Source organism: Bacillus sp. FJAT-26390, from assembly GCF_001682865.1.
Taxonomy (GTDB): Bacteria; Bacillota; Bacilli; order Paenibacillales; family Paenibacillaceae; genus Pristimantibacillus.
Map to the genome: position 1 here is coordinate 207,631 of NZ_MAQX01000033.1, position 24,817 is coordinate 232,447.

The following is a 24,817-nucleotide window of genomic DNA, read 5'->3' on the forward strand; positions in this document are numbered from 1 at the left end:
CATCCTTTTTATTTCGCCCTATCAGGCGCGGCATAACGAGTCAGATAAAAACAATATTCACTCAGCGTGGCTGCGACTGAATGGCAATGACATGCCGCTCAATACCGGCATAGTCGTTAATGATGCGGATATCATCCCATGCGCCCATGCTGCGCATCATGTCTGCGACGATGCGAGGCTGGCCCATGCCGAGCTCGAAGGCGACGATGCGAGGCATCTGTACGAGCAGCGGAAGCTGTTCCAGCATGCGGCGGTACGGGTCTAAGCCGTCCGCCCCGCCTTCCAGCGCGAGATGCGGCTCATAGTCGCGCACCTCGCGCTGCAGGCCTGGCATATCCGCCGCAGGGATGTACGGCGGATTCGAGACTAGCACGTCGATGCGCAGCCGCTCGTGCGGGGGTTCACCCTGCTCATGCCCAGTTATGAAGGGCATGAGCAGGTCGCCCAGCACGAACGCCATCCGGTCCGCCGCTTCATGGCGGGCCGCGTTCGCGCGGGCGACTGCCAGCGCGTCCGGCGACAGGTCGGACGCGCTCACGCGCCACGCGGGACGCTGCGAAGCTAGCGTGACGGCGATGGCGCCGCTGCCTGTGCCGACGTCAACGACCGTCGGCGCCTGCCCTTCGCCCGCTGCCTGCGGCCAGATTAGATCGGCCGCTTCCAGTACGGCCTCAACGAGCAGCTCCGTCTCGGGGCGGGGAATGAGCACCGCCGGCGATACGGCAAAAGGGCGGCCGTAGAACCACTGCTCGCCAATCATGTATTGAACAGGCTCACCCAGCGCCTTCCGGCGCACGAGCTGCTCCCAATCGGCAAGCTTATTGGGCGGGAAAGGATCCCCTCCGTCGCGAAGCAGCGCAGCCCGGTCGATATCAAGCAAATGCATGAGCAGCAGCTCCGCATTGTTGCGCGGCTCCTCTACCGCCTCTTCCTTCAAGAGTGAGGCGGCTCGCATGCTTGCTTCGCGAATCGATAGCGGCAGCGTAAACCATTGACCACTATTCATGTTGATCACTCCTTCCATGCTCTTTCTTCAGCTCCAAGAGCTGCCCATAACCTAATAAAACGCCGGGCCGCCGGATGCTTATCGCAAGCATCCGGCAACCCAGCGCATTATGGTTTAAGCCATTTCACGTTCCATTAGATCAGCTTGCTCCGCAATCGTAAGCGACGAAATGACTTCCGTCAAATCACCGTTCATGACGGAATCAAGCTTATGCAGCGTAAGTCCGATGCGGTGATCCGTTACACGGCTTTGCGGGAAGTTGTACGTGCGAATACGTTCGCTGCGATCTCCCGTTCCAACCTTGCTCTTCCGCTCGCCAGCATATTTCGCTTCTTCCTCTTGGCGACGAACATCCGAGATACGTGCGCGAAGCACGGCTAGCGCCTTCGCTTTGTTTTCATTTTGCGATTTGCCATCTTGGCAAGTCGCCATGATGCCTGTCGGAACATGCAATACGCGAACCGCGGATTTCGTCGTATTAACCGATTGACCGCCTGCTCCGCTGGAGCAGAACGTATCGACGCGAATATCCTTGTCTAAAATCTCAACCTCAACATCTTCAACCTCCGGCATTACGGCTACCGTCGAAGTCGAGGTATGAATGCGTCCGCCTGATTCCGTTACCGGAATACGCTGCACGCGGTGCGCGCCGCTCTCGAACTTGAGCTTGCTGTACGCGCCTTTGCCCGTAACCATGAAGATAACCTCTTTGAAGCCGCCCAGATCGTTCTCGCTGAAATCCATCAGCTCCACTCTCCAGCCTTGCGTATCGGCAAACTTCGTATACATGCGATACAGCTCATATGCGAACAAAGCTGCTTCATCGCCGCCGGCAGCGCCGCGAATTTCAACGATAACGTTCTTGTCGTCATTCGGGTCCTTCGGCAATAGTACGATGCGAATTTTCTCATCAAGCTCAGCTTGGCGCTTGCTTAATTCGTCAATTTCCATCTTTACCATTTCACGCATTTCGTCATCGAGCTTCTCTGCCTGCATCAGCTTGGCATCGTCAAGCTGCTCGGTAACTTGTTTATATTCCGTAAAGGCATCATAAGCCTCTTGTAAATCCGACTGCTCCTTGGAAAGCTCTCTAAGCCGCTTGGGATCACTGGATACATCTGGATCACATAAAAGCTCGCTCAGCTTCTCATACCGGTCTGCGAGTGCTTGTAAACGGTCAAACACGATCATTCACCTCTGTTTATTCCATTAGGATAATGTTCATTATACCATATCAACGGCATTGTATCGACTGCTGGTTTGGAATTGCGACCAGTAAACTGCGCCCAAATTCGAAATAAAGCCCCGCGAGCGCAGTGCAGCACTCACAGGGCCTTATTATTGCCAATTGTTTTACACGTTAAAACGGAAATGGATAACGTCGCCGTCGCGCACGACATATTCCTTGCCCTCAAGGCGAACTTGGCCCTTCTCGCGGGCTGCTACCATGGAGCCAGCCGCTGCAAGGTCCGTAAAGGATACAACTTCGGCACGAATGAATCCGCGCTCGAAATCGGTATGAATGACGCCAGCCGCTTGCGGCGCTTTCGTTCCTTTGCGAATCGTCCATGCACGAACCTCTTGCACGCCTGCCGTGAAATACGTGTATAGCCCAAGCAATTTATAAGCCGCGCTGATCAAACGGTTCAAGCCGGATTCTGACATGCCAAGCTCCTCAAGGAACATTTCCTTGTCCTCGCCTTCAAGCTCGGCAATTTCCGCCTCTACCTTCGCGCTGATCGGCACAACTTCCGCGCCTTCCGCAGCCGCGAAATCACGAACGCGCTGAACATACTCGTTGCCGTCTGAGTTTGAAACCTCATCCTCGCTTACGTTCGCAGCGTACAATACCGTTTTCATCGTCAGCAAATGCAGATCGCGAACGAGCAGCTTCTCATCGTCGCTAAGCTCTACGCTGCGCGCAGGCATGTCGTTGTACAATGCTTCCTTGATGCGCTCAAGCACTTCAATTTCTTGGGCAACCTTCTTGTCGCCGCCTTTTAGGTTTTTGCGGGAACGCTCGATCTTCTTATCAACGGAATCGATATCCGCCAAAATCAGCTCCAGGTTAATGGTCTGAATGTCGCTGATCGGATCTACTTTACCGGATACATGCGTTATGTTGTCATCTTGGAAGCAGCGAACCACGTGAACGATCGCATCAACCTCGCGGATATGCGCCAAAAACTTGTTGCCAAGTCCTTCGCCCTTGCTCGCGCCGGCTACTAGGCCAGCGATATCAACAAATTCGAATGCCGTTGGCACAATGCTCTTCGGAACGACAAGCTCAACCAGCTTGTTCAAACGCTCATCCGGCACCTCAACAACACCAACGTTAGGATCTATTGTACAAAAAGGATAGTTGGCAGATTCTGCCCCTGCTTGTGTAATTGCGTTAAATAAAGTCGATTTGCCGACGTTCGGCAAGCCTACGATTCCAGCTTTCAATGCCATGCTATAAGACACCCCTATTTTCCCGAAAGTAAACAACTCCAGCTATTATACCCCAGCGTCCCCTACATTGAAAGTGCCAACGGCTTCCGTCAGCCACTTTAATCAGCCTTTAAAGCGAATAAATGATGGATTGTGTACACAAGCTATGTATCCGCAAATGTAAACTTACTCGTACGGAGCAAGCTGCCAATAAGCACATCCGAAGGAGGTGAGCCCATGGAAAATCAGACGCACAAAGGCAATTACAAAGGAACGACGAATATGAAGGCAAAAAATCAGGATATGGCATTCGTCAACGATACGATCGAGGATACGAAGTCCACATCCAATTTCACTTCCAAAAAAAAGAAAACGGATTAGCTATCGTCCTTCAACTACCAAACAGCCTGAATACCGCCCGCTCATCGCCGGCTGTATTCAGGCTGTTTTTATTCCTTATGAAATGGCTACATACGGATCGGCGCTTCCTGCAGCTCGGCGCGCGATTGCAGATAGCGGAAGAACGCAACCGATGCCTCGCCTCGCGTCACCTGCTTCTTAGGCAAAAACTTGCCGTCAGAGAGGCTCATGATTTTGAGACCAACGACGATTGCCGCCTGCCCTTTGTTCTCGATTTGCGTAGCATCCTTAAATGTCGCTTTAAAAATATGGTCATAATTCGCAAGCGCGTTATAGCCAAGCGCACGCACAATCAGCTCTGCCATCTCATCACGGGATACTTTGCCCCCTGGATTGAAGGACCCGTCGCCCACATCAATTAGATTTTGCTCCAAAGCAGATTCTACATACAAGAAATAGTTAGAGCCGTAAGCAACATCATTAAATGAGGCTTTAGCTCCTGCGCTATCGGCTGAAGAAAGCATGCTCGGCAACCGCCCGCTATTTCTGGCCAGCACCAGCATCTTGATCAGCTCTCCGCGCGTAACCAGCTCATTTGGACGCACTTGGCCATCTTTTACGTCGAGCGCTTTATAAGCAACCATCAGCTCCAGCTGACGCTGCGCAAAATGCCCCTCGATGTCCTGTGCCTTCGGCTTCTCGAGCTGCGTCGCTTCGCCGGTATCCCGGTTGCGCCAGCTGCCCGTCTCGGCGTCAAGAAATACTTGCTCATCCATCAATCTCGGCACTAATCGGTAGACGAGCTCGGCTTCCGTAGCCGTCTCCACCTCGTTGCCCTTTATTTCACCCGAAGCGAGCATCAGGTTATACTTCTCGATCGGAATCGGCTGGCCGTTCCATGAAAATTGCTGAATCAAGCGATACGTAAGCTGCGTACGATAATAAGTTAACCACTCTGCTACTGCCTGCTCTTTTTTGATCAACGCTGGCGCATCAGCAGGGTACTCAAAATCCGACAGGTTCGTATCATAATTGAGGATCTCGCCCGTACGTGAATCGATGGATACGTTGATGCGGTCAAATTCGACTTCCGCGCCATGTATTTTGTGCACAAAATTAAAATAGTATTGACGATTCTCGCTTGCGCTTAGTCCCTCATATTGCTTAGGATCAGGCTTTACCAAATACAGCTCATCCGTCAGCCATGGCAGATGTTTTTTCACTGCATCAGTCGCCAGTGCCGATGCTTGCTCAACCGTTACGCTTGGACTACCTGACGGCGCTTGCTCATTGTACGTATACGTATAAAAATTACGGACAACGCCGTTACGCCCATCGACAGAAGCGGATGCGGAGCCAAGCTCCTTGCCGTCCTTCTTAATCGACCAATTCAAATGCCAATACGCCTCTAGCTTGCCGGTGCTCTCGTTATTGTTTTCACTGTAATTCGAACCGTTCAGCTCCGCCCCTGCCGGCAGCTTAAAAGCCGCTTTCACCGCATCTGCTGCTTGCTTCTCCGTAATCGTTGTCGCCTTAGGCTCCTCGCCTAACGGTTTGTCTGTCAAAGGAGTATCAGAAACGGTGCCCGCTCGAAAGTACGCATCCTTTGACGGTCCTTTTATTTCTCCCGTAACCGCATCGATGGATATAGCCTGTAGCTCATAGCTGAGCACGGGTTTTCTTTTTCCCTGCATATTGCGAGGCACGATATAAGCAAGCTTAGGATCAGAAGCTGCTCGAAGCTTAGCGTTGGCTTCTTCTAAAGTAAGCTTCGCGTCGACCTTCGGGAAAGTAATCGTATCATCCCATTGCAGCGAAAACCTCTGTATATGACCTTCGCTATCCACTTCCAGCTCGATATAGTTATCCACGTACGGAATGTCCTGAACCACACGGTCAAAGCGGAGCGAATGCACCACCTGACCCGATAATGGCGGCAGAAGCTGAACTCCGTATTCCGGATTGTACTTCAATTGTGCTTTATAATCCGAAGCGATCTTATCTATGAATTGGAGCGCGATTTGCTGTGCTGCGTCACGTTCGACCTTAAGCGGGTATGTCGGCTTAGCAGACGGATTATCGGTGTAAGAGTTAAATTCGAGCAGTTGTCCTTTGTCCGCATGAATACGGACATAAATGCTGCCCAAATGCTTGCCGTTTACTTTCTTCACGAAATCAAGGCCCCAAGAATTACGCTTCCCGCCTGCCAGCATTTCCATCGAAAGATTAGCTCCTTGGAGCACGTACTCCTTCGGTATGCTCACATACTGCCTAGCCAACGCCTCTGCCTTCTCCTTCGTAATGGCAACGTTCACCGGAGCCTCAAATGCTTCTCCCATCTTATCTCCTCCCGACGAAGGCGCTGCTTGCGCAACTGCACTCGTCCCTACAGGCTTGTTAACGCTTTCGGCAAATGCCGCAGCAGGCAATACGCTCATCAGCATCACCGTCGACAGCATAACAGCAAGCTTCTTCCGATTATTCCTCTTCACTGCTTCACCCTCCAATGCTTTTCCAATTTATTCATAAATTAGACGTTTCCTGCTGAGGGGAAGTTGCACAAAAAACGAAAAAAAGACTGTCTCAGGCTTGCAACCTGACGACAGTCTCTCATTAATAAACGATAATTGCGGTTATACAGTTTTTCTACGCGAGAAGTACGCCCCTATTTTTTGCAAAATATAAACGCCCAGCCAAGTCGACAAAATAATAAACAACGGCATAACGGTAAAATTATAACGATACTCCGGTACAAATACGAGCCTGATCATCGACATAATGATGATGACTACCGCGAGCATAGCTGCCGGATGACGCCATCTCCATATAAGGGCAAGCAGCGGAATGATCGTACTGTATACAATCAATATATGCAAGTAGGCTACATGCGGATAAGCATGATAAATGGGTGAATGCCCAGAGCCAAAGAACATATGCGTATACGTATATTTGAGCTTGCCTACCGTGTACCATTTTACGTATTTCCATGTTTGCTGAGTGAAGCCTGCTTTTATGCGCGCCCAAGCGTATTCATTTTGCGACATTCCATTTTGCACAACGATTTTATCGGTATAATCTTTGTTTGGATATGTACCGGCTTTGAAAGGATTCGATTGGGATGCTGTCATAACAAACTCATTTAACGTTACAACGTTGCGAATCCACCATGGAAGCATTGTCGCCGAGAGGCATAAGCCCGTAATGATGCCAAGCAATGCGACCTTTTTGAAAATGGCAAGCTTAGAGGCTGTAGCCACTTTCTGCTCTGACCTTGGCCTGAACCATTGCTGAAGCAAGAACACACCATACAACGGAACAAATAAGGGCAAGAACTCCGCTCTTACGAGTACCGTAATCCCTAATAACACGCCAGCGAGAGCTGCATCGCGCTTTCTTTGCGTTCGAAAGGCATGAAGCTGCATCGACAAGTAACCCATTAGAAAAAATAACGCGAGCGTCTCAGTAAGAACGGCGCCGTTGGCCCAAATAAAAGGATGGTAAATCGCAGAAATAAACAGCGATATAATGGCAATCCATTTGTTTCTCGTAGCTTGCATGGCTATCATATAAATCAAAATTAAGGTTGCTAAGCTGATGAGCACCTGCACCCACCGGATCAGCGGGAATGGCTCTACGCCGATTTGATCTGCTACGACGTACATAGCGGTCATAAACAACGGGTATCCTGGAGTTACCCTTGCATTAGAAACCTCTTCCTTATAGGCATAAATGCCTTTGTCCAGCAGCCGATGAACCATCTCATCGTAATATTTCGTATCATGCGATACGGTATGCTTGACCGAAGTAAGAAAGTCAGCTCTAAGCCAAGTGGCCAACACAAAAATAAGGACAATCGCTATTGTCCATGCTTTGTTTTTTCTAATCCATTCAACCACGTTCGTTAATCCCCCTCAATTCTAAAAGCACCTATTTCCAAGCGAGTACAATGACACCGGTCAAAATAATGGCAGCACCGATCCAGCGCTGCAGCGGCACCGATTCATGAAAGATAAATACAGCTGCTACCAAAGCGATTACGTAGGCCAAGCTCTGAAGCGGATAGGCCAAGCTAAGCGGCAGTTTCTTAAGTACGTAAAGCCACAGAACCGTCGCAATCCCGTACAATACAAGACCTGACCAAATATGCGGCGACCACAAAAGCGTTACCCATGAATCTCCCTTAGCGGTATCCAGCTTATTCATGCCTGTTTTCCACAGAAGCTGACCTGAAACGAGCAGTATAATATTAAAAAACAATACAATATATGCCATTAGGAATCCGACCTTTTGCGTTCATGTAATTCGTGATGCAAAATACCAAGCTCTTGCGTAAGGCGAATAACCTTTTCCGATAATTTGGAGACGATGACAGTTAGATGAAGAATCAAAGCAACACAGAACAAAATTCCAACGAGAAATAAGAGTGCGGGCGCGTAATTGATTCCAATCGCATGTGCGAGCGTATCAATAATTTGGACGCGTACGGACAAGATCAGCATCACTACGCCAAATAGCAGCCAAAGCATGGAGTATTGCTCGCGCAGCAACCTCCGATTAATCAACATAATGAGAACGAGCAAAAAAACGATACTTGTGATAATCCACAAGGCTTGCATGGTGTATCCTCCTCAAAGTTTGCGAAGCAAACTCACTTCGTAAGCATAGACATAGTTGCTTAACAAAACCCACTTCGTGTGCATGAACTTATTTCTACGATTGAACATCAACGGGCTTCGTCGCTTTTAAGCTACGGATAAATAAGGACAATGTTACCTTAACCATATAATAGACAGAGCGCATTGCATTGATGGAGGAAGTTCCGCCTGTGCGCGCCTCCATCACTACGGCTACCTCGCTTGTACGCAGGCCGCTCCGGTGAATAAGTACAATCGAGTCCACCTCTGGATAATCCGTTGCGTAATCACTTTGAAATACAGCGATCGCACGCTTGTTGGCAGCACGAAAGCCGGATGTTACGTCAAGAACGCGTTTATGCGTCATGGCGCTGACAATAGTAGATAAAATTTTTATTCCGACTCTCCGCGTTGCTGAAGACAAGAAGCCCGTCTGTTCAATAAAACGCGAGCCAATCGCCAGATCTGCTTTTCCGCTCAGTACAGGATCCAAAATAAGGTGAAGCTGCTCCGCTTTATGCTGTCCGTCGCCATCCACCTGAACGGCAACATCATAGCCATAACGATAAGCGTAACGATATCCGGTCTGCATAGCGCCGCCGATACCTAGATTCGTCGGAAGTGTAACGACAGCTGCACCGTTCGCTTCAGCTACCTCGCGAGTACGGTCCTTTGAGCCATCGTTAATGACCAATATATGAGCAGACGGGCAATGAGTCTTCACATCATGAATCACATGGCTTATGCTGTGCTCTTCGTTATAAGCCGGTATTATGATCAGTATTTTTGAAGACGTCAACCCTTGCCGCAGGGACTCCCCGGTAACCGCGCTGTCCTTTTTCTTCATGTCTGCGTTCACTCAATCACCACTCCATAAACCATAGTTTGGGCACGCTCATGCGCACAATTATATCAATTCTACTAGATAACTCTATTAGAAAGCAACAGAAACGATTGTGAAAATGTGTAAAATATGGTCAATCTGCGAGGAATATCTGCCCATTTGATGGATAATATAGTATTTCATGATTAATAGATGGAAGGCTTTTACGAAAAAAATATCGCCCGGTAACCAGCCATTGACTGATACCAGACGATACTTAGACGATTATTCATTTGAAAAAGTTGCTTACATTTGACCGGAGATTTTTGCTTTCAAAGCGTCTTTGCTTTGTACGCCGACCATTTTGTCAACGGGTTGACCGTCTTTGAACAAAATCAATGTCGGAATGCTCATAACGCCGAATTGGGAAGCCAGTTCAGGCTGCTCGTCAACGTTGATTTTAGCGATTACGGCTTGGCCTTCAAGCTCTGTTGAAAGCTCCTCAACGATTGGAAGCTGCATTTTGCAAGGTCCGCACCAAGGGGCCCAGAAGTCTACAAGGGAAACGCCGTTTTGAATGCTCTCGTTAAAGTTTTCTTTAGTCAATGCTACTGCCATTTCAATCATCCTCTCCAAACAATGTGTATGATAAAGGGAATACCCGTCTCACCGCTTAATGAATCATCATTTGCTAACCGCATGCGTGAATTTGTTTCAATACATCTTGAATCGTTATCGCGCTAAAATGGCTTTCGAGCTGCTTCTCCGCTGTGCAAAAAATACCGAACATCACTTGAGTCATATTCGATCCAACGACACAATCCATCTCTGGATTGCCCGAGCACCAGCTCGGAATAAGCGAGCCTTGTGCCATCACGCGATAAATATCGGCTAATGTTACCACGCTCGGATCAATCGTCAGCCGATAGCCGCCTCCCGATCCTTCACGCGTATCCACATATCCACTGCGGCGCAAACCACTCATTACCTTACGAACGCGAGCAGAGTGCGTGCCAACATTCTCGGCAATCATATCGCTGCTAGCCATTTTCTCCGGTAAATAAGCCAAGTAAACGAGACTGTGTACGGCAATCGTAAATTCGCTGTTCACTGTTTAAGGGCCTCCCTGCTTTGTACTGTAATTTTATCAGTTACAGTTAAGTTTGTCAATAGACAGGTCGCCAACTCACTTCCATAGCATACGGCATGGCTCAAACAGTTATGCTCCATCAGATATTGGATAGATCGTGAAAGTATTTTTCGTTTCGCTGTCATGTTTGAATGCTATGGCTGAATAAATATGATATGTGCATCCTTATTCGGTTTGAACATGCAAGCCAAGCCGGAGAGCACATGCTTCCTATACCGGTTTTACTATGTAAAACTTTAAGGAGGTGACGCATAATGGCATTATTTTGGAATCGTTGGATACCCGTTCGTACAGAAGGAGGTTCTAGATCGGAATTAATTGACCGATTGCAGGCCCATTTCAAAGCAAATGGATTGAAATCCAAAATTACCATTGAAGGCAATTCCTTGAGACGGATTCATGTGCTTAAAAAGGACGCCGATCTCGCCAAGGTGCTGCTTGACGCCTTTGACGAAGAGCATTAATGCGAGGGTTTAGGGAATGCTTTGCCTAGCAGCGGCTGCTCAAACAGAGCAGCCGCTGCTTCGGTCTAATCATTAGGACGAGCGTCCCGTTACTGTAGAGCTTCGCATCCAGCGGTAGCCTTTGCGAACGCCATTGAGCACCCATTCGGGTACGGGCCTTGGCTTTTTGGACAGGAAAGGCATATAGATCTTGTTGTACGCTTTTTTGAGATCATCCCACATCGTGCATGGCTCTTCCTTCAAAAAATCCGAAATGTCGAGGACGATGCCCCGCCCATCCTTCACCATCACATTTTTGCCATGGACGTCATGCGGGTATAAGCCGCGGGAGCGAGCATAGTCGAGCGCCTGATCGATATCTTCAATGACCTTGTTTGGAATAGCTACCCCATCGATAATGCATTGATAAAGCGTCTTCCCCTTCAATCGCTTTAAAATCAAATAATAATGCCCGTTATGCTCCCCTGCGTGGTAACACATCGAATAAGCAGGATGCTTGCCGATTAATCGGTAAACCTCGCATTCGCTTTCCCAACCCTCGCGGTTAGGCGCATATACCTTGACCGCTATATCCGGATAATCGCCATGCGTAAATACGCCAGCGTAGTTCCCTGCTCCAAGCAGCTTCCATCCGAGCGGCAGTACAGCCACGCGAATCGGATTTTTGGGGTCTATGCTGCTAAGCTCAACTTCAGATAGCAGCGACCGTTCGGTTAACGAGATCAGCATCTCCAACTGCCGGTCATCCATCATGTATCATCCCGCTTTTCCCTTTAGTTTCATCTTATTCCTCCATATTGTAAAACGAGCTGGTTCAAAAATAAAGCACACCCGTTTAGCTTTTCATTTCCGCCCTGCCTATTCTTACTATTTCCTTAACAAATCGTCTTACTCCTTAACGATTTCTAACGATAAATTTCACCTTGCTTATCATTGCATTAAGGTTGCTGCAGAATTATTGAACCGCCCCAGGCGCCGTGATACTTTCGTGAAGATTCCAATCCAAACACGAAAGGGCGGGCCTTAAAACTATGACACCGAACCTGCAAAACAGAGACGAACAGATTCCCGAGCTTCAGATCGCAAGGGCGCTCGCAATGCTCGGCGTGCTGTCTGTTCATGCCAGCGCATCCGCGACAATTTCCATGCTGAAATCAGGCTACTACTCCCTTTACAATTTCATTAACGTTTTCATGAAGTTTGGTACACCGACGTTTATATTGCTAAGCAGCTTTGTATTATTTTACAGCTATTATACTCGTACGCTGGATACCAAGCTTATGACGAGCTTCTATAAGAAAAGACTGCTTTACATCATCATTCCTTATTTCATATTTTCAGCCCTGTATTTCGTCTTGGTGCAGCTAATCCAGCATGAGCCGATCTTCTCGCTCGGCGCGCTAGCCAGCTTCTCCAAAAAGCTTTTGCTCGGAAAAGCGTTCTCCCATCTTTATTTTATTTTTATTAGCATTCAATTTTATTTGTTATTTCCGGCGATTCTTTGGCTGGCGAAGAAAAAAGCCGCTCTCGTGCCTTGGTTTATTCCGATGGGCTTCGCCCTTCAATGGGCCTTTGTCTTGTTCAACAAATATTATTTTCAGGTGCCAAACAAAGGGAATTGGTCCTTCTCTTATTTTTCTTTCTTCTTTCTTGGAGCTGCGATGGGTATTTATTTCCCTAAAATCAAAGCATGGCTCATGATTAGCAAACAAAATGTTACCCTTTACCGGCTATCGGCCTGGGCAATCATCTGGATTGCTTGGCTTGCGTTTGCATTGTCCCATGTCTTGATCAATTACAATGCCCGTTTGCTTGGAACGCGCTATAATTCGCTGCTGTATGAATTTTTATGTAGCTTCCATACCGTGCTATCCGCTCTTGTCCTAGTTCAGGCTTCTTTCATTATTTACCGCTTCCTGCCCGGTATAGTTTCCAAAACATTTTATCGCCTAGGACAATTATCCTTCGGTATTTATCTGATTCATCTTTTTTACTTATTTGTCTACGATCAGTACATACCGAGCTTTGGAATTAGCTGGCTAAGCCACTTCCGCTACTTAGGAAGCTGGATATTCATGCTGGGAGCATCGTGGCTGACAGTGGAATTGGCAAGCAGGCTCAACCCTTACGCTTCGTTTGTATTCGGCAGGCTGCCGGAGAGAAAGGAAAACAAGCGAATTCTAACAGGCAAAATGATTGCTCTCGGTTCTGCCGCCTTGCTGCTTGTCTTCGCAGCTGTCTTCGGGATTTGGCAGAAGAAGTCAGACGATACGAGCAACCCTTCCCGGCGCCAGCAGCTATTATCCGTTCAATCGGAAACCAATCTTAGCGGGAATTATGATGTCATCGTCGTCGGAACAGAGCCAGAGGGCGTTGTCGCAGCCGTTTCCGCTGCCCGCAATGGACTGAAAACGTTATTGGTTGACGGAAAGAACCGTGAAATATTAGGCGGCCTTATGACAGTGGGAGGCTTAAATACGCTGGATCTCAACTACTCGCCTAAAAATAAAACTTCACTCGGCAAGCACATTTTTTTAAATAAAGGCATTTTCCAAGAATGGTACGACAAAATAGAAGGAACGTCCTTTGATACCCATACGGCGGCTAATGCTTTTTATGAAATGGTTGCAAATGAACCAAACATTGACCTGTTGATGAAAACTCGAAAAATGGCTCCGATCATCCATACGCAGACAAACGGAAACAAAGCAGTAACCGGACTGCATGTCGTGCTCGAGGATGGCAATGAACGCGAGATTCAAGCTAATTCGGTGATCGACGCGACGCAGGACGGAGACATTGCTGCAGCAGCGGGGGCGCCGTATACGATAGGCCGTGAAGATCTGGGCGACCCGAATGCGCAAATGGCTGTGACGCTTGTGTTCAAGCTAAGCGGCGTCACGCAACAACTTTGGGATTCGTTCGCTAAACATAAAAATACGGGGATAGATAAAATGAGCGCCTGGGGCTTTCCTGAGGCTAAGGAGTATGTATCGAGCAATCCGGAGCGCGTTCGCATTCGCGGACTTAATATCGGGCGGCAAAATGATAACACCATCCTTATTAATGCGATGCACATTTTTAAAGTCGACCCGCTTGACCCCGAGTCTGTGGCAGAGGCGCTTGAAATCGGCAAGCAAGAGGCTCCTCGCATCGCAGCGTATTTAAAGAAGGAGTTCCGTGAATTTAAAAATCTTGAATTTGCCGGCACCGCGGATGAACTATATGTTAGGGAAACCCGCCATTTTGAAGGGGAGTATCGTTTGACCGCAGCCGATTTGCTCGATAATCGCGATCATTGGGATGCCATTGCGTACGGCTCTTACAAGCTGGATATTCAAAGCACCAATTATAAGGATAACGGCATCATCATCATGGCCCCTATTCAATATGGCGTACCGTTCCGCAGCTTGGTTCCGAAGGAGGTCGACGGAATGCTCATCGTGGGCCGGTCTGCCAGCTTCGATTCGCTGCCTCACGGCAGCGCCAGAGCTATTCCGCTTGGCATGGCGACCGCAGAAGCCGCAGGTGCGGCAGCAAAGCTTGCAGCCGAGAACAAGATAAGCTTTCGCGAGCTTTCACAGTCACGCGAGCTGATAAGCACCCTCCGGGAAAGGCTGACTGCACAGGGCATGGACCTTAGCATGAATGATTTTGAAGCGCCTGCCTACAAGAGCCACAAAGCATACAAAGGATTAATCGCAGCTGTAAGCATGCTTTTGACAAGCGGATCCGTTGACAACAAAAGCTTTGAGCTGGATGCTCCGTCAAATGCCCAACGCTTCGTCAATAATATGAACAATGTAAAAAACAGGCATCCCGCTTTTTTTACAGGAAAATCAGTTGCCGCTATTGATGGCATGAGCGATCCATCCGCTATGCCGCTGACACTCGAGCAAGCCTTCAAGACGATTGCTCATACAATAGACAACGAGAACGCTGCGGAGCTGAGAAGCAGCGAAATCATTAGCCGGGGCTGGATTCAACCCGAAACCATAGACGCGATCGCCAATCCAGCCAAGGTAACTAACGGCGAGGCATTTATGCTCATACGAGATTTAATGGAATACTACGCAAATATCGTGTACGAGTGAGAGCCCTTCCTGCTCCAAAAGAAAAGAGTCTGCTTCTGCAAGGTCAATGACCTCGCAGAAGCAAACTCTTCCAAAAATTTCAACTAATGCCCTCCGCTGACAACCTTTAGTCCAATAACGCCACAAATAATCATCGATAAAAATAACACCTTACGCCAATCACGCGATTCGCCAAAAATAAACATGCCGAGCAAAACGCTGCCGATCGAGCCGATTCCCGTCCATATCCCGTATGCCGTGCTTATCGGAATGGTTTGGAGCGCTTTGGATAAGAAGAAAAAGCTGATAAAGCCTGCTCCGATTGCTCCAACGGTACCTTTCCATTTCTTAAAACCGTCAGACAGTTTCATGAACGTTACGCCGCCGACCTCGCCTAAGCCGGATATAATTAAAAAGACCCAAGCCATGTTACGTACCCACCTTTTCACGATCTTTGTTGTTTGTTCTTATCGCTGATTCCGTTGAGCGCTCCTGAATGGATGAGGATGCCTCTGCTTGCTCATCTGCTGGCGCCGGTTTATCCTTCGACACAAGCTTAAGCCCAACGATCCCGCCGACCAATATTGCAATAAAGAACAAACGCCAGAAATCAGCCGGTTCATTTAATATAAAAATGCCTGCTATAACCGTTCCGACCGTCCCAATACCTGTAAACATAGCGTAAGCAACGCCTATTTCAATCGTTCTCATCGCACGGGCAAATAGCATAAAGCTTACGGCAAGCAGCACGATGGTCACGATACTTGGAACAAGCTGTGTAAAGCCCTCCGAATATTTGAGGCCAAATGTCCAGCCAACCTCCAGAAAGCCTGCTAATAATAAATAAATCCACTGCATGATTTTTCAATCCTCTCTCGCTGTCATCGTCCAAAGCTGCCATAATGATTGCCACACCATTTGCTTCCTTTTTTCGAACAGCTCTTCCTCATATAATTGGTTTTCGACCAGAATGCCATCGACACACACGTAAAAGGAGGCAATCAGCCGCTCCTCGTCACGGTTGAATAATCCCTCAGAAGCACCTTTATGCAGCACCTCTACAAGTCCTTCGGTTAACCCATTTTCATGCCGCATGAAATCCTGCCTAAGCTGATCACGCAAATGCCGTGGCGGTACAAGAATCGTCCGCTTCAAAAATGCCTGCCCAGTCGACATATGCTTCAGATTGGTGAAAAAATCAAATAATCGATAGACCTGTTGTTTGATTGGGTCCTGCTCAATCGCTTGAAGCAGCTCTAAATATTGTTTGCGCTCCTCCGCGATCACTTCTTGAATGAGCTGCAGAAACAGCTGCTCCTTTGATTTATAATGCGCATAAATGGACGGCGTCTTGATGCCGACCGCATTGGCAATTTCTGATAAGGATGCTCCTTCATAACCAGATTCCGTGAACATCGTTAACGCCGCCAGCTTGATTCTCTCCGCCGTAGAAGGCTCCTTACTCATCTTTATCCCTCCTGCTGCCTCGTCCGTTCCCTTGCCTAACGAACGTTAGTTTAACAGAATTGTAAGACGGATCAGGCCAAAAGTCAAGGTATAAATCATCGGACAAAAAAAGCTGTGCATGCTCCTTTTTTAAGAGGAGAAACATGCACAGCTTATGAATTAGAATTATTACTTTTTGTTCTGCTTCATTCGATGCCATAACATCCAACCCGTATTTATGATCATGCCTAATGCGATGCTAAGCACCATAACAGCGACATTCAATATAAGGCAGTAAACGAGCAGCAGCCCAAAATCGACATAATCATCTGTTACCGGAAGCACTTGGCTAAGCACAAATGCAAGCAGGACGCTGAACGGTATCCAAAACAAGAAGATGAAGGCCGGAAAGTACCAATGCTGATTGCGAAAGAGCTTCACTATCGGCAGCACGAATGCGATTACCATCACCGTACAAATAAGGTAGCTCCACTCTATAACGCTGCTGTTAAAGTAGGCAGAATAGAGATAAACATTGCTTACTACGGCATAAATGGCGCTTAGCAACAGCACCGACTTCATCGAACGCTTAAACAACATCGGCTCCTTTGCTGCCGCTTCCATTATACGCCTACAATTTCTTGAAGCGCCGCAATGAAAGCATCCATCTCGTCATCCGTGCCAATGCTAACCCGCAAATATTCATGAATCCGGGGCTGATTGAAGTAGCGTACAAGCACGCCCTTATCCCGCAGCTGCTGGAAAATGCTCTCTGCCGCCATGCTTGGATGCGAAATAAAGACGAAATTCGCCTTCGAATCCGTTACTTTGAAGCCCGCCTCAAGCAGCTGCTTCGTTACCCGCTCGCGCGTAGCGATCACCTTCGCAGTCGTTTCACGGAAATAAGCATCGTCCTCGAGAGAAGCAACGGCGCCTGCTAAGGCGAGCCGGTCAATTGTATAAGAGTTAAATGAATTTTTGATCCGATTAAGCCCCTCGATCAGCTCTTCGCTGCCGAAGGCAAAGCCAACGCGAAGTCCTGCCAAAGAACGTGACTTCGAGAGCGTCTGCACGACGAGCAGATTCGGATAATCCTTAACCAGCTCGACCGCCGATTGCCCGCCAAAGTCGATATAAGCCTCGTCAATGATGACCGCCTGATTCGGATGGCTCGCAAGCAGCTTGCGAATACTCTCGAGCGGAATCAGCTCCGCTGTCGGCGCATTCGGATTCGGGATAATGATGCCGCCGTTATCCGCATGGTAGGCTTCCACCTGCACATGAAACTGCTCGTCCAGCGGAATAAGCTCCGTTTGCAAACCGTAAAGCTTCGCATACACCTTATAGAAGCTGTACGTGATATCCGGGAACAGCACTTTCTTCGCCGGGTCAAAAAACGCTGCAAACGCAAATGCTAAAATTTCATCCGAGCCGTTGCCGACAAATACTTGCTCAGCGGGCAGGCCGTAAAAGCTTGCAGCCGCTTGCACAAGTTCCTCGCAAGTAGGATCGGGATACAAACGCAAATCCGCATTCGCCGCATCCTTGATAGCCTGGGTTACCTTCGGGGATGGCGGATATGGATTTTCATTCGTATTCAGCTTAATATACGTTTTATCCTTCGGCTGCTCGCCTGGCACATAAGGCACGAGCGACGCGGTTAGCGGACTCCAAAATTTACTCATTCGTCATTCTTCCTTTCGTTGCCTTGATTCTATTTCATTGCTTTTATTTTAACATTAATAGATATGCCAGTCACAGTGGCTGACGAAGGGCGGACCGTGTTATCAGCAAGCCGATCATCGCCCCGAAGGTATTCAATATAATATCATCGATGTCGAAGCTGCCCACCCGCGTTAGCATTTGCGTCAGCTCGACAATTGTAATCAATAGGATAGAGGCTGCGGCAAGCGCGAGCACATGTCTGTATTTCTTATTGAATAACGGCAAAAAAAGTCCGATCGGTATAAATAATACGATATTTCCGAATAAGTTTTTGAACCAGGTATCAAAATTAAAATGATCATGGTAAATGATATATTTTTTTATCGTAAAGAATGGAACTAGATTATAGCTGTAGCCTTCGCCAAAATAGCGGCCGCGGTAAAATAACAGCCAGCCCATAATAAGTGCGTAAACTAAGGCAAGCGCCGTAAGCAAAACATTCAGCAGCAAGCTTTTGTAATGAGCATTAGCGTACATCCGCATTCCATTTCACCTCTTTATATGAACAGCTACCCTATAATCTCCAAGGTACAGAATACGTTTTAAACTCGTCTGCTCCTGTTATCGCTAATCCGTTGAGCTGATGCCCGTTTGCGCAACCGCCGTCAACGCCGATTTTGCCGGGGCCGAACCAAATATCCGGCTTGCCGTGAATGTCGATCGTTTTGGTGTGGCCGAAAACAACCGTTTTGTTCACATTGGTCGGCCTGGTAAGGAATGGCTGCTTAATATAGAGAAAATCTCTTGGCGGCTGATCTTTCCAGTTCAAATAATTAGGATTAAGGCCGGCATGGACATAAATAAAATGTTCGTCCTCATGGTAATACGGAAGATTGTCAAGAAACGTCATATGATGCGGATAATGCTCGTGAACCGCCGCCTTCGCGCATTCGATAACATGCTCGATCGGGCCTTGCTTAATGCCGGCATAGCTCTCGGCCGTCTGTCTTCCGCCGTGTCCGGAAAACTTCAGCAGCGCTTGTTCATTCCGCTCCAGCATGACGTCAACAAGCCTCTCGTCGTGATTGCCTTGAATGGCAATCGCGCCATCCTTTTGCACCAGGCCAATGACCTGCTCCACCACATCCTTGCTTCTTGGACCACGGTCAACAAAGTCGCCGAGCAGCAAAAGCTGATCCTCGCCCGGGCAATAGTTCATAAGCGCAAGCAGATCATTAAATGGCGCATAACAGCCGTGAATGTCACTAATGACTAACGTTCGCTTCATACGCGTCTCCCCGAGATCACAAGATCTCTCTCTACGCCGTCAAGCACCGCTACCTTAGGCAAATGCCCCCAAACCTCAAACCCGAACTTGCGAAGCAGCGCCAAGCTTGGCTCATTATGTCCGAACACGAAGCCAAGCAGCGTGTTAAGCCCCAAACGCGGGCATTCTTCGATTGCCTTCTGAATCAACACCGAGCCAAGGCCGCGGGAACGGTATTCCTCCGCGATATAAATGCTGATCTCCGCCGTTGTATTGTAGGCAGGTCTGCCATAGAACGATTGAAAGCTGAACCACGCCGCAATTTCCCCTTCGATTCGCAGTACCCATAACGGCCGGAAATCGGCAGAGTGCTCATCGAACCATTTTCTTTTGCTCAGAGCCGTTGCCGGTTCCAGATCTGCCGTAACCATTCGGCTTGCAATCGTTGAATTATAAATGTCGACAATACGCTCCAAATCGCTTAGCTGAGCGTCGATAATTTCATATTGTAGCTGCCAAGACATACTCGCCACCTCGTACCTTCCTATGTGTCGCTTGCGTGCTTCCTGCTGCTTATTTATTAACGATTTATGAAGGCCTAACGCCTCTCCCAACTTTGACAAATTATATCACAACGCCGATTGTTTGAGCATCCAAAAATAAAAGCCCGCCAAGCTAATCGCTCTGCAGGCCGCATGAATCAAAACCTTGCTTTGCATCCCTTACTTGCCTATATATTTGTTGTAATCATCAGGCGTGTTGAGGTTCGTTGCGACTATTTCGCGGCCATTCCCCGAGGGACTAACCACAAGAGTATGCAGCCTGCTAAGCAGCCGCATGACGCGGTAATCCTGCGCATCAAGCGCAGCCGCTATTTGCGTGGCCGTTCTTGTATGATACAGCGCATGAAACGGCTGTCCATCGGCGTGAATAACGTCCGCTCCGCTATCGATATGAGCCATGAGCTGCGCGAGCAGCTCCTCGGACAGCTCCGGCATATCGCAAGCCATAACGAATACGTAACCTTCAGCGGCAGCAGATAAGCCTGCATGCAGACCGGACAAAGGACCGCATCCTTGAGCATGATCCAAGGCGAAGCTCACTTTCTCTCCCCGTTCCTCGAGGGATTCGCGGTAGAGCGCCTCCCGCTCCGATGATCCAACCGATATAATCACATGCTGCGTCAGAGCGCTTAACTGCTCGACCAGCCGGTACAGCAGCGGCTTGCCCTCGATGGGCAGCAGCGCTTTGTCCGTTCCCATTCTCGTACTAAGCCCGCCAGCCAAAATTAAACCGTTAATGCGATGTTTCCCCACAACCTCGCCCCCTCTGCCAGATAGAAAGAAAGCCTGCCGAGTGTAAAAATCTCGGCAGGCTTCTGCGCTTCGTTTGCGTTTAGGCTTTGGATGGATCGAACGAGCTCTTCAGCGAAACGATACGGTTGAATGCCAGCTTCTCTGCCGTCGTATCCTTCGGATCTACATTAAAGTAGCCATGGCGGAAAAACTGGAACTTGTCGCCGCCAACCGCATCCTTCATGTTCGGCTCAACGAAGCCCTGCAGCACCTCAAGCGAATTCGGATTGATGCATTCAAGGAATGGCTTGCCTTCCTCTTCCGCCTCACTCGTAATAAGCGGCTCGAACAAACGGAAATCGGCAGGTACGGCTTGAGACGCTTCTACCCAGTGAATCGTGCCTTTCACTTTACGCTCATTAAAGCCGGATCCGCTCTTCGTCTTCGGATCATACGTGCAGTGCAGCTCGATAACGTTGCCGTCCGCGTCCTTGATCACTTCTTGGCATGTAATAAAATACGCATGCTTGAGGCGTACTTCATTGCCGGGGAAGAGACGGAAATATTTGCTCGGAGGATTTTCCATAAAATCATCCTGTTCAATGTAAATCTCGCGGGAAAACGGAATTTGACGCGTTCCCATCGCTTCGTTCTCCGCATTGTTCTCCGCTTCCAGCAGCTCGGTTTGGCCTTCTGGATAGTTCGTAATAACCACTTTCAGAGGGCGTAATACCGCCATCGTGCGAAGAGCTTTCAGCTTCAAATCTTCTCTTATAAAATGCTCAAGGTTGCGCTCGTCCACAAGGCTGTTGCTCTTCGACACGCCGATTTCGCGGCAAAATGCACGCATGGCTTCCGGCGTGTAGCCTTTGCGGCGCAAGCCGCTAATGGTCGGCATGCGGGGATCATCCCAGCCATCCACAACCGCCTCGTCTACCAATTGCTTAAGCTTGCGCTTGCTCATAACGGTATTCGTCACGTTCAGGCGGGCAAATTCATATTGGCGAGGAGTTGCTTCCATCTCGCATTCCGCGATCGTCCAGTCATATAAAGGACGGTGATCCTCAAACTCCAGCGTACAGATGGAGTGCGTAATGCCTTCAATCGCATCGCTTAGCGGGTGGGCATAATCATACATCGGATAAATGCACCAAGCGTCGCCCGTACGGTGATGATGCGTATGCGCAATACGGTACAGCACCGGATCACGCAGCGTGATGTTCGGCGAAGCCATGTCGATCTTAGCGCGAAGCACCCGCTCGCCGTCCTTGAACTCGCCCGCGCGCATGCGCGTAAACAAGTCGAGGTTCTCCTCGACAGAGCGGTTCCGATTAGGGCTTTCTTTGCCAGGCTCGGTCAACGTGCCGCGATATTCGCGCATTTGCTCAGCCGTCAGATCGCACACGTAAGCTTTGCCCTTCTTAATTAGCAAGACAGCGCGGTTATAAAGCTCTTCAAAATAATCCGACGCAAAACGAAGATCATCCCATTCAAAACCAAGCCAGCGGACATCCTCTTGAATGGATTCCACATACTCGGTATCTTCTTTGAGCGGATTCGTATCGTCAAAACGCAGATTGGTTCTGCCTTTAAACTCATCGGCGAGCTCAAAGTTCAAACAAATCGACTTGGCATGTCCAATATGCAAATAGCCGTTCGGCTCCGGCGGGAAACGAGTCACAATTTCCTGCACAAGGCCGCTCTTCAAATCTTCGACTACGATGTTTTTTATAAAATTCGAGGATGATGACTTGTTCTCTACTGCATTCTCCATCTGCGACCAACCTTTCCCACGGAAAATATTTATCCTCTTATAATACACAAATTTCCGCGAAATTATAATACTCCCTGCTTGCGGGCGTCATTTCAGCAGCAAACGAAACAACCCGGCCTCGATCGAGGCGGGCTGCAATTGTTGTTTACGCTTATGTTTCTCTATTAACTTCTTTAATTTTGACGATTCATTGTATCAGTTCTTTGTTTGTCTCTCTGATCAATTTCATAATTAATATACAGCTTATGAGAACAACTGCGCCGTACCCCCAAACAAACGTCCCCATACCTGGCAATTGCACGCTGTAAGCGGCTATTAAATGAACGGGATCAATGATCTTAATATGAAAAACCTCAGATATGACCAGCAGCCCCATATAGAACAAAAACGGAGAAGCCATCACCGCATAGCGGTTTTTGAGCAGCGCCGAAAACGAAAACCCGAGAATGCCGTACAATCCGCCAAACACTGCGTTCGTCCCTATAATAAATAAAATGTAGAGAAAGGGATGCTCCTGATAATAAGCTGCTCCGGGTCCTTGTGGCACAAAATTCATATCGGTATTGGGCAAGTGCAGCGGAAACAAGGCAGCAACGATTAAAAACAAAATGAACAATATAGCAATGGCAGTCAATCCGCCTGCGAGGAAATTAACGACTATTTTTGATCTCATATACTTGGCAAAAGAAACTCTGGCCAAGACGGCTTTTGAATAGCCTGTTTTTTTATCATGCAGAAAACTATCACAATAGGGCAGACCTATAAGGAGTGGCAAAAGGAGCTGGAGCATAGCCCCCGAACCGAGGCCCAGACAATACAGCCACGCTTCAAAAGCTGAAATCGAGGTGTCTAACTGATATATTTTATAGTAGGATGTATCCGAATAATAAGGGAATAGCCCTATCAGGCCAATGATTACTCCGAAGGAGACAGCAACGTAAAAGAGCTTGTTTTTGGACAAGCGCCTCAGCTCTACACATAGCATCCTTATGCTCCTATTCTAACAAATTAATATCACCCCTTAGTATAGTAAATGGAGCAAGGATTGTCCCCCCACATAAATGTAGTCTTTCCCCAAGAAAATTTAAGGCAGTAACTACTTGCATAAATCGGATTTATATAGCTATCCTTACCAAAAAGAAAATTATCCATCTATAAGTAGGAAGGAAGAATCAAATCCATGCAAGAAAGCGCTCCTGCCGGCTCATATGAACAACGCTCCATGCTCGACTATGTTTCTATTGAATTATTTAAAATCATAGACATACACTTTTATGAAGAAAGCTATAATCGGATCATTAGAAGCTATATTCAATATAAAAAATCAGAAACAACGTTATGGTCCGAGTTGACGCTGTATACCCACTACATGCTCGGAGGCAGCTCCCCAGCTATTTATCATGCGGCTGCCCAAACGGAACTGCTTATTATAAGTTTGGATATATTCGATGATCTGCAGGATCAGGACAACTTCATCCCGCCATGGATGCATGACGAGCCATCTGTTGCCATGAACTGCGCTTCAGGCATAATGGCTGCCGCAATTGCAGGCAATCTGAACAAACCGCTTGGCTCGGATATTCTTCAACTGCTTACAACGGCTCATAATGGCCAGCACAAGGATATTCAGAACACCGTCACAAAGGAAGAAGAGTATCTACAGCTTATTTCCGAGAAGTCCGCATCGCTCCTTGGCGCTGCTATTAAGCTAGGCTATCAACTCGTTGATCAGCCAGATGCTTCTATAGCAATAAAGCTCGCAGATTTTGCACAGTTCATCGGGATTGCCGCCCAGCTGCGCAATGATGTCAAAAACTTATCCATCCTTCAAGAACGGAATGATATCGTTCAGCGCAAAAGGACGCTTGCTACTTTGTATTTGCTCGATCACAGCGAGGGAAACTTTCCCTTTCTCAGAAAATATTACGACGGTATAATAGGAATGGAGGAGTTGCCTGCTCACGAGCAGCAGCTTGTTGAATTTATCCATACATCCGGCGTTTCGGAGTATACGTCGGCTGTTCAAAAGCTGTATCTGCTGCAAGCGGATCATCTTTTGACAACGATACCCGTTAGCCAGCCTTGGGAGCATCATTTCAGAGCGATCACCATCGGCCATTTCCGTAAATAAAATTGCGGCTTGCCCTAAAAATATTAGGGAAATCCTCTCTATCTTTTTTGCTATAATTTAATTTGTAAAGATACCATTTTTTAGGGGGAATTTAACCATGTGGTCACCGCAGCTTAAAGAAACCGCTCTTCAGTATGCAGCTAACAAAAACTCAAAAGACAAGCTTTCAACAATACTAGCCGAAGCTACGATTTCCATGGAACAGAAGCAGGTTCTCAAACTATCCTATGCAACTCCGGCAGCAGCACTTAGCAATGGAACTGCCTCATCCGATTATTGGGCTTAATTCCATAATA

At 48.1% G+C, this 24,817-nt stretch carries 27 protein-coding genes; 5 read left to right on the forward strand and 22 right to left on the reverse strand.

Going from position 1 to position 24,817, the window contains the following annotated elements; all coding sequences use genetic code 11:
- Positions 1-61 precede the first annotated feature (61 nt).
- The 3 genes from prmC to ychF all read right to left on the reverse strand — a co-directional run bounded on the left by prmC (position 62) and on the right by ychF (position 3,460).
- Positions 62-1,006, reverse strand: coding sequence for a peptide chain release factor N(5)-glutamine methyltransferase (prmC, locus tag A7975_RS25225; protein WP_065386968.1), 945 nt, complete (start codon positions 1,004-1,006; stop codon positions 62-64).
- A 114-nt stretch (positions 1,007-1,120) separates the two neighbouring features.
- Positions 1,121-2,191, reverse strand: coding sequence for a peptide chain release factor 1 (gene prfA / locus A7975_RS25230; protein ID WP_053377571.1), 1,071 nt, complete (start codon positions 2,189-2,191; stop codon positions 1,121-1,123).
- 168 nt (positions 2,192-2,359) lie between these two features.
- Entirely contained in the window at positions 2,360-3,460 is a 1,101-nt protein-coding gene (gene ychF, locus A7975_RS25235; protein ID WP_053373736.1) for a redox-regulated ATPase YchF, read from the reverse strand.
- 216 nt (positions 3,461-3,676) lie between these two features.
- On the opposite strand from ychF, the gene A7975_RS34320 reads away from it, so the two are divergent.
- Positions 3,677-3,820, forward strand: a complete 144-nt coding sequence (locus A7975_RS34320; protein WP_176707811.1) for a hypothetical protein — start codon at positions 3,677-3,679, stop codon at positions 3,818-3,820.
- A gap of 86 nt (positions 3,821-3,906) precedes the next feature.
- Here A7975_RS34320 and A7975_RS25240 read toward each other — a convergent pair whose 3' ends face one another.
- The 7 genes from A7975_RS25240 to A7975_RS25270 form a co-directional block, all read right to left on the reverse strand.
- The gene (locus A7975_RS25240) at positions 3,907-6,291 is read right to left on the reverse strand and encodes an S-layer homology domain-containing protein (protein WP_065386969.1); all 2,385 of its coding nucleotides are present in this window, start codon (positions 6,289-6,291) and stop codon (positions 3,907-3,909) included.
- A 141-nt stretch (positions 6,292-6,432) separates the two neighbouring features.
- Positions 6,433-7,695 carry a phospholipid carrier-dependent glycosyltransferase gene (locus A7975_RS25245; protein WP_065386970.1) on the reverse strand — a complete coding sequence of 421 codons (1,263 nt, stop codon included), beginning with the start codon at positions 7,693-7,695 and terminating at the stop codon, positions 6,433-6,435.
- 31 nt (positions 7,696-7,726) lie between these two features.
- Positions 7,727-8,071 (reverse strand): EamA family transporter, encoded by a 345-nt coding sequence (locus A7975_RS25250; protein WP_053373733.1) that lies wholly within the window; start codon positions 8,069-8,071, stop codon positions 7,727-7,729.
- A complete protein-coding gene (locus tag A7975_RS25255) occupies positions 8,071-8,415 on the reverse strand; it encodes a DUF2304 domain-containing protein (protein ID WP_053373732.1) in 345 nt (114 codons plus the stop codon). The genes A7975_RS25250 and A7975_RS25255 overlap by 1 nt, the downstream gene beginning before the upstream one ends.
- 94 nt (positions 8,416-8,509) lie before the next feature.
- A complete protein-coding gene (locus tag A7975_RS25260; RefSeq protein ID WP_231637351.1) occupies positions 8,510-9,292 on the reverse strand; it encodes a glycosyltransferase family 2 protein in 783 nt (260 codons plus the stop codon).
- Positions 9,293-9,562: 270 nt separating this feature from the next.
- Positions 9,563-9,874, reverse strand: a complete 312-nt coding sequence (gene trxA, locus A7975_RS25265; RefSeq protein ID WP_053373731.1) for a thioredoxin — start codon at positions 9,872-9,874, stop codon at positions 9,563-9,565.
- 73 nt (positions 9,875-9,947) lie between these two features.
- Complete coding sequence (locus A7975_RS25270) at positions 9,948-10,367, reverse strand: RrF2 family transcriptional regulator (protein ID WP_053373730.1); 420 nt, start codon at positions 10,365-10,367, stop codon at positions 9,948-9,950.
- 293 nt (positions 10,368-10,660) lie between these two features.
- Here A7975_RS25270 and A7975_RS25275 point away from each other — a divergent pair, with 293 nt between their 5' ends.
- On the forward strand, positions 10,661-10,870 hold the full coding sequence (locus A7975_RS25275; protein ID WP_053373729.1) for a hypothetical protein: 210 nt from the start codon (positions 10,661-10,663) through the stop codon (positions 10,868-10,870).
- Positions 10,871-10,942: 72 nt separating this feature from the next.
- On the opposite strand, the gene A7975_RS25280 is transcribed toward A7975_RS25275, so the two are convergent.
- Positions 10,943-11,623, reverse strand: a complete 681-nt coding sequence (locus A7975_RS25280; protein WP_255314551.1) for a serine/threonine-protein kinase — start codon at positions 11,621-11,623, stop codon at positions 10,943-10,945.
- A gap of 278 nt (positions 11,624-11,901) precedes the next feature.
- On the opposite strand from A7975_RS25280, the gene A7975_RS35525 reads away from it, so the two are divergent.
- Complete coding sequence (locus tag A7975_RS35525; RefSeq protein ID WP_369688960.1) at positions 11,902-14,964, forward strand: FAD-dependent oxidoreductase; 3,063 nt, start codon at positions 11,902-11,904, stop codon at positions 14,962-14,964.
- 83 nt (positions 14,965-15,047) lie between these two features.
- Here the strand turns inward: A7975_RS35525 and A7975_RS25290 are convergent, their stop codons facing one another.
- The 11 genes from A7975_RS25290 to A7975_RS34600 form a co-directional block, all read right to left on the reverse strand.
- Positions 15,048-15,371, reverse strand: a complete 324-nt coding sequence (locus A7975_RS25290) for a DMT family transporter (protein ID WP_053373728.1) — start codon at positions 15,369-15,371, stop codon at positions 15,048-15,050.
- A 1-nt stretch (position 15,372) separates the two neighbouring features.
- Positions 15,373-15,801, reverse strand: a complete 429-nt coding sequence (locus A7975_RS25295; protein ID WP_065386971.1) for a DMT family transporter — start codon at positions 15,799-15,801, stop codon at positions 15,373-15,375.
- Positions 15,802-15,807: 6 nt separating this feature from the next.
- Positions 15,808-16,410 carry a TetR/AcrR family transcriptional regulator gene (locus A7975_RS25300; RefSeq protein WP_053373726.1) on the reverse strand — a complete coding sequence of 201 codons (603 nt, stop codon included), beginning with the start codon at positions 16,408-16,410 and terminating at the stop codon, positions 15,808-15,810.
- A 168-nt stretch (positions 16,411-16,578) separates the two neighbouring features.
- On the reverse strand, positions 16,579-17,013 hold the full coding sequence (locus A7975_RS25305) for a hypothetical protein (protein WP_065386972.1): 435 nt from the start codon (positions 17,011-17,013) through the stop codon (positions 16,579-16,581).
- The gene (gene hisC / locus A7975_RS25310; protein WP_053373724.1) at positions 17,013-18,074 is read right to left on the reverse strand and encodes a histidinol-phosphate transaminase; all 1,062 of its coding nucleotides are present in this window, start codon (positions 18,072-18,074) and stop codon (positions 17,013-17,015) included. The genes A7975_RS25305 and hisC overlap by 1 nt, the downstream gene beginning before the upstream one ends.
- Positions 18,075-18,144: 70 nt before the next feature.
- Positions 18,145-18,597, reverse strand: a complete 453-nt coding sequence (locus tag A7975_RS25315) for a VanZ family protein (protein WP_065386973.1) — start codon at positions 18,595-18,597, stop codon at positions 18,145-18,147.
- A 31-nt stretch (positions 18,598-18,628) separates the two neighbouring features.
- Complete coding sequence (locus A7975_RS25320) at positions 18,629-19,342, reverse strand: metallophosphoesterase (protein ID WP_065386974.1); 714 nt, start codon at positions 19,340-19,342, stop codon at positions 18,629-18,631.
- On the reverse strand, positions 19,339-19,845 hold the full coding sequence (locus A7975_RS25325; RefSeq protein WP_053373721.1) for a GNAT family N-acetyltransferase: 507 nt from the start codon (positions 19,843-19,845) through the stop codon (positions 19,339-19,341). The genes A7975_RS25320 and A7975_RS25325 overlap by 4 nt, the downstream gene beginning before the upstream one ends.
- 198 nt (positions 19,846-20,043) lie before the next feature.
- The gene (gene mobA, locus A7975_RS25330; protein ID WP_065386975.1) at positions 20,044-20,637 is read right to left on the reverse strand and encodes a molybdenum cofactor guanylyltransferase; all 594 of its coding nucleotides are present in this window, start codon (positions 20,635-20,637) and stop codon (positions 20,044-20,046) included.
- Positions 20,638-20,716: 79 nt separating this feature from the next.
- A complete protein-coding gene (locus A7975_RS25335; protein WP_065386976.1) occupies positions 20,717-22,390 on the reverse strand; it encodes a glutamine--tRNA ligase/YqeY domain fusion protein in 1,674 nt (557 codons plus the stop codon).
- A 187-nt stretch (positions 22,391-22,577) separates the two neighbouring features.
- Positions 22,578-23,375 (reverse strand): hypothetical protein, encoded by a 798-nt coding sequence (locus tag A7975_RS34600; RefSeq protein WP_065386977.1) that lies wholly within the window; start codon positions 23,373-23,375, stop codon positions 22,578-22,580.
- Between the two features lie 195 nt (positions 23,376-23,570).
- Between A7975_RS34600 and A7975_RS25345 the strand changes: the two genes are divergently transcribed.
- Together A7975_RS25345 and A7975_RS25350 are read left to right on the forward strand one after the other, a co-directional pair.
- On the forward strand, positions 23,571-24,521 hold the full coding sequence (locus tag A7975_RS25345) for a polyprenyl synthetase family protein (protein WP_065386978.1): 951 nt from the start codon (positions 23,571-23,573) through the stop codon (positions 24,519-24,521).
- Positions 24,522-24,618: 97 nt separating this feature from the next.
- Positions 24,619-24,807: a hypothetical protein gene (locus A7975_RS25350; protein ID WP_065386979.1), complete on the forward strand. Its 189-nt coding sequence runs from the start codon at positions 24,619-24,621 to the stop codon at positions 24,805-24,807.
- Positions 24,808-24,817 lie beyond the last annotated feature (10 nt).

Coding starts and splice junctions, on each gene's coding strand:
- prmC (WP_065386968.1), bottom strand. CDS start 1,006: ATGAATAGTGGTCAATGGTTTACGCTGCCGCTATCGATTCGCGAAGCA.
- ychF (WP_053373736.1), bottom strand. CDS start 3,460: ATGGCATTGAAAGCTGGAATCGTAGGCTTGCCGAACGTCGGCAAATCG.
- A7975_RS34320 (WP_176707811.1), top strand. CDS start 3,677: ATGGAAAATCAGACGCACAAAGGCAATTACAAAGGAACGACGAATATG.
- A7975_RS25250 (WP_053373733.1), bottom strand. CDS start 8,071: ATGGCATATATTGTATTGTTTTTTAATATTATACTGCTCGTTTCAGGT.
- A7975_RS25255 (WP_053373732.1), bottom strand. CDS start 8,415: ATGCAAGCCTTGTGGATTATCACAAGTATCGTTTTTTTGCTCGTTCTC.
- trxA (WP_053373731.1), bottom strand. CDS start 9,874: ATGGCAGTAGCATTGACTAAAGAAAACTTTAACGAGAGCATTCAAAAC.
- A7975_RS25275 (WP_053373729.1), top strand. CDS start 10,661: ATGGCATTATTTTGGAATCGTTGGATACCCGTTCGTACAGAAGGAGGT.
- A7975_RS25280 (WP_255314551.1), bottom strand. CDS start 11,623: ATGATGGATGACCGGCAGTTGGAGATGCTGATCTCGTTAACCGAACGG.
- A7975_RS35525 (WP_369688960.1), top strand. CDS start 11,902: ATGACACCGAACCTGCAAAACAGAGACGAACAGATTCCCGAGCTTCAG.
- A7975_RS25290 (WP_053373728.1), bottom strand. CDS start 15,371: ATGGCTTGGGTCTTTTTAATTATATCCGGCTTAGGCGAGGTCGGCGGC.
- A7975_RS25295 (WP_065386971.1), bottom strand. CDS start 15,801: ATGCAGTGGATTTATTTATTATTAGCAGGCTTTCTGGAGGTTGGCTGG.
- A7975_RS25300 (WP_053373726.1), bottom strand. CDS start 16,410: ATGAGTAAGGAGCCTTCTACGGCGGAGAGAATCAAGCTGGCGGCGTTA.
- A7975_RS25305 (WP_065386972.1), bottom strand. CDS start 17,013: ATGGAAGCGGCAGCAAAGGAGCCGATGTTGTTTAAGCGTTCGATGAAG.
- hisC (WP_053373724.1), bottom strand. CDS start 18,074: ATGAGTAAATTTTGGAGTCCGCTAACCGCGTCGCTCGTGCCTTATGTG.
- A7975_RS25315 (WP_065386973.1), bottom strand. CDS start 18,597: ATGCGGATGTACGCTAATGCTCATTACAAAAGCTTGCTGCTGAATGTT.
- A7975_RS25320 (WP_065386974.1), bottom strand. CDS start 19,342: ATGAAGCGAACGTTAGTCATTAGTGACATTCACGGCTGTTATGCGCCA.
- A7975_RS25325 (WP_053373721.1), bottom strand. CDS start 19,845: ATGTCTTGGCAGCTACAATATGAAATTATCGACGCTCAGCTAAGCGAT.
- A7975_RS25335 (WP_065386976.1), bottom strand. CDS start 22,390: ATGGAGAATGCAGTAGAGAACAAGTCATCATCCTCGAATTTTATAAAA.
- A7975_RS34600 (WP_065386977.1), bottom strand. CDS start 23,375: ATGCTATGTGTAGAGCTGAGGCGCTTGTCCAAAAACAAGCTCTTTTAC.
- A7975_RS25345 (WP_065386978.1), top strand. CDS start 23,571: ATGCAAGAAAGCGCTCCTGCCGGCTCATATGAACAACGCTCCATGCTC.
- A7975_RS25350 (WP_065386979.1), top strand. CDS start 24,619: ATGTGGTCACCGCAGCTTAAAGAAACCGCTCTTCAGTATGCAGCTAAC.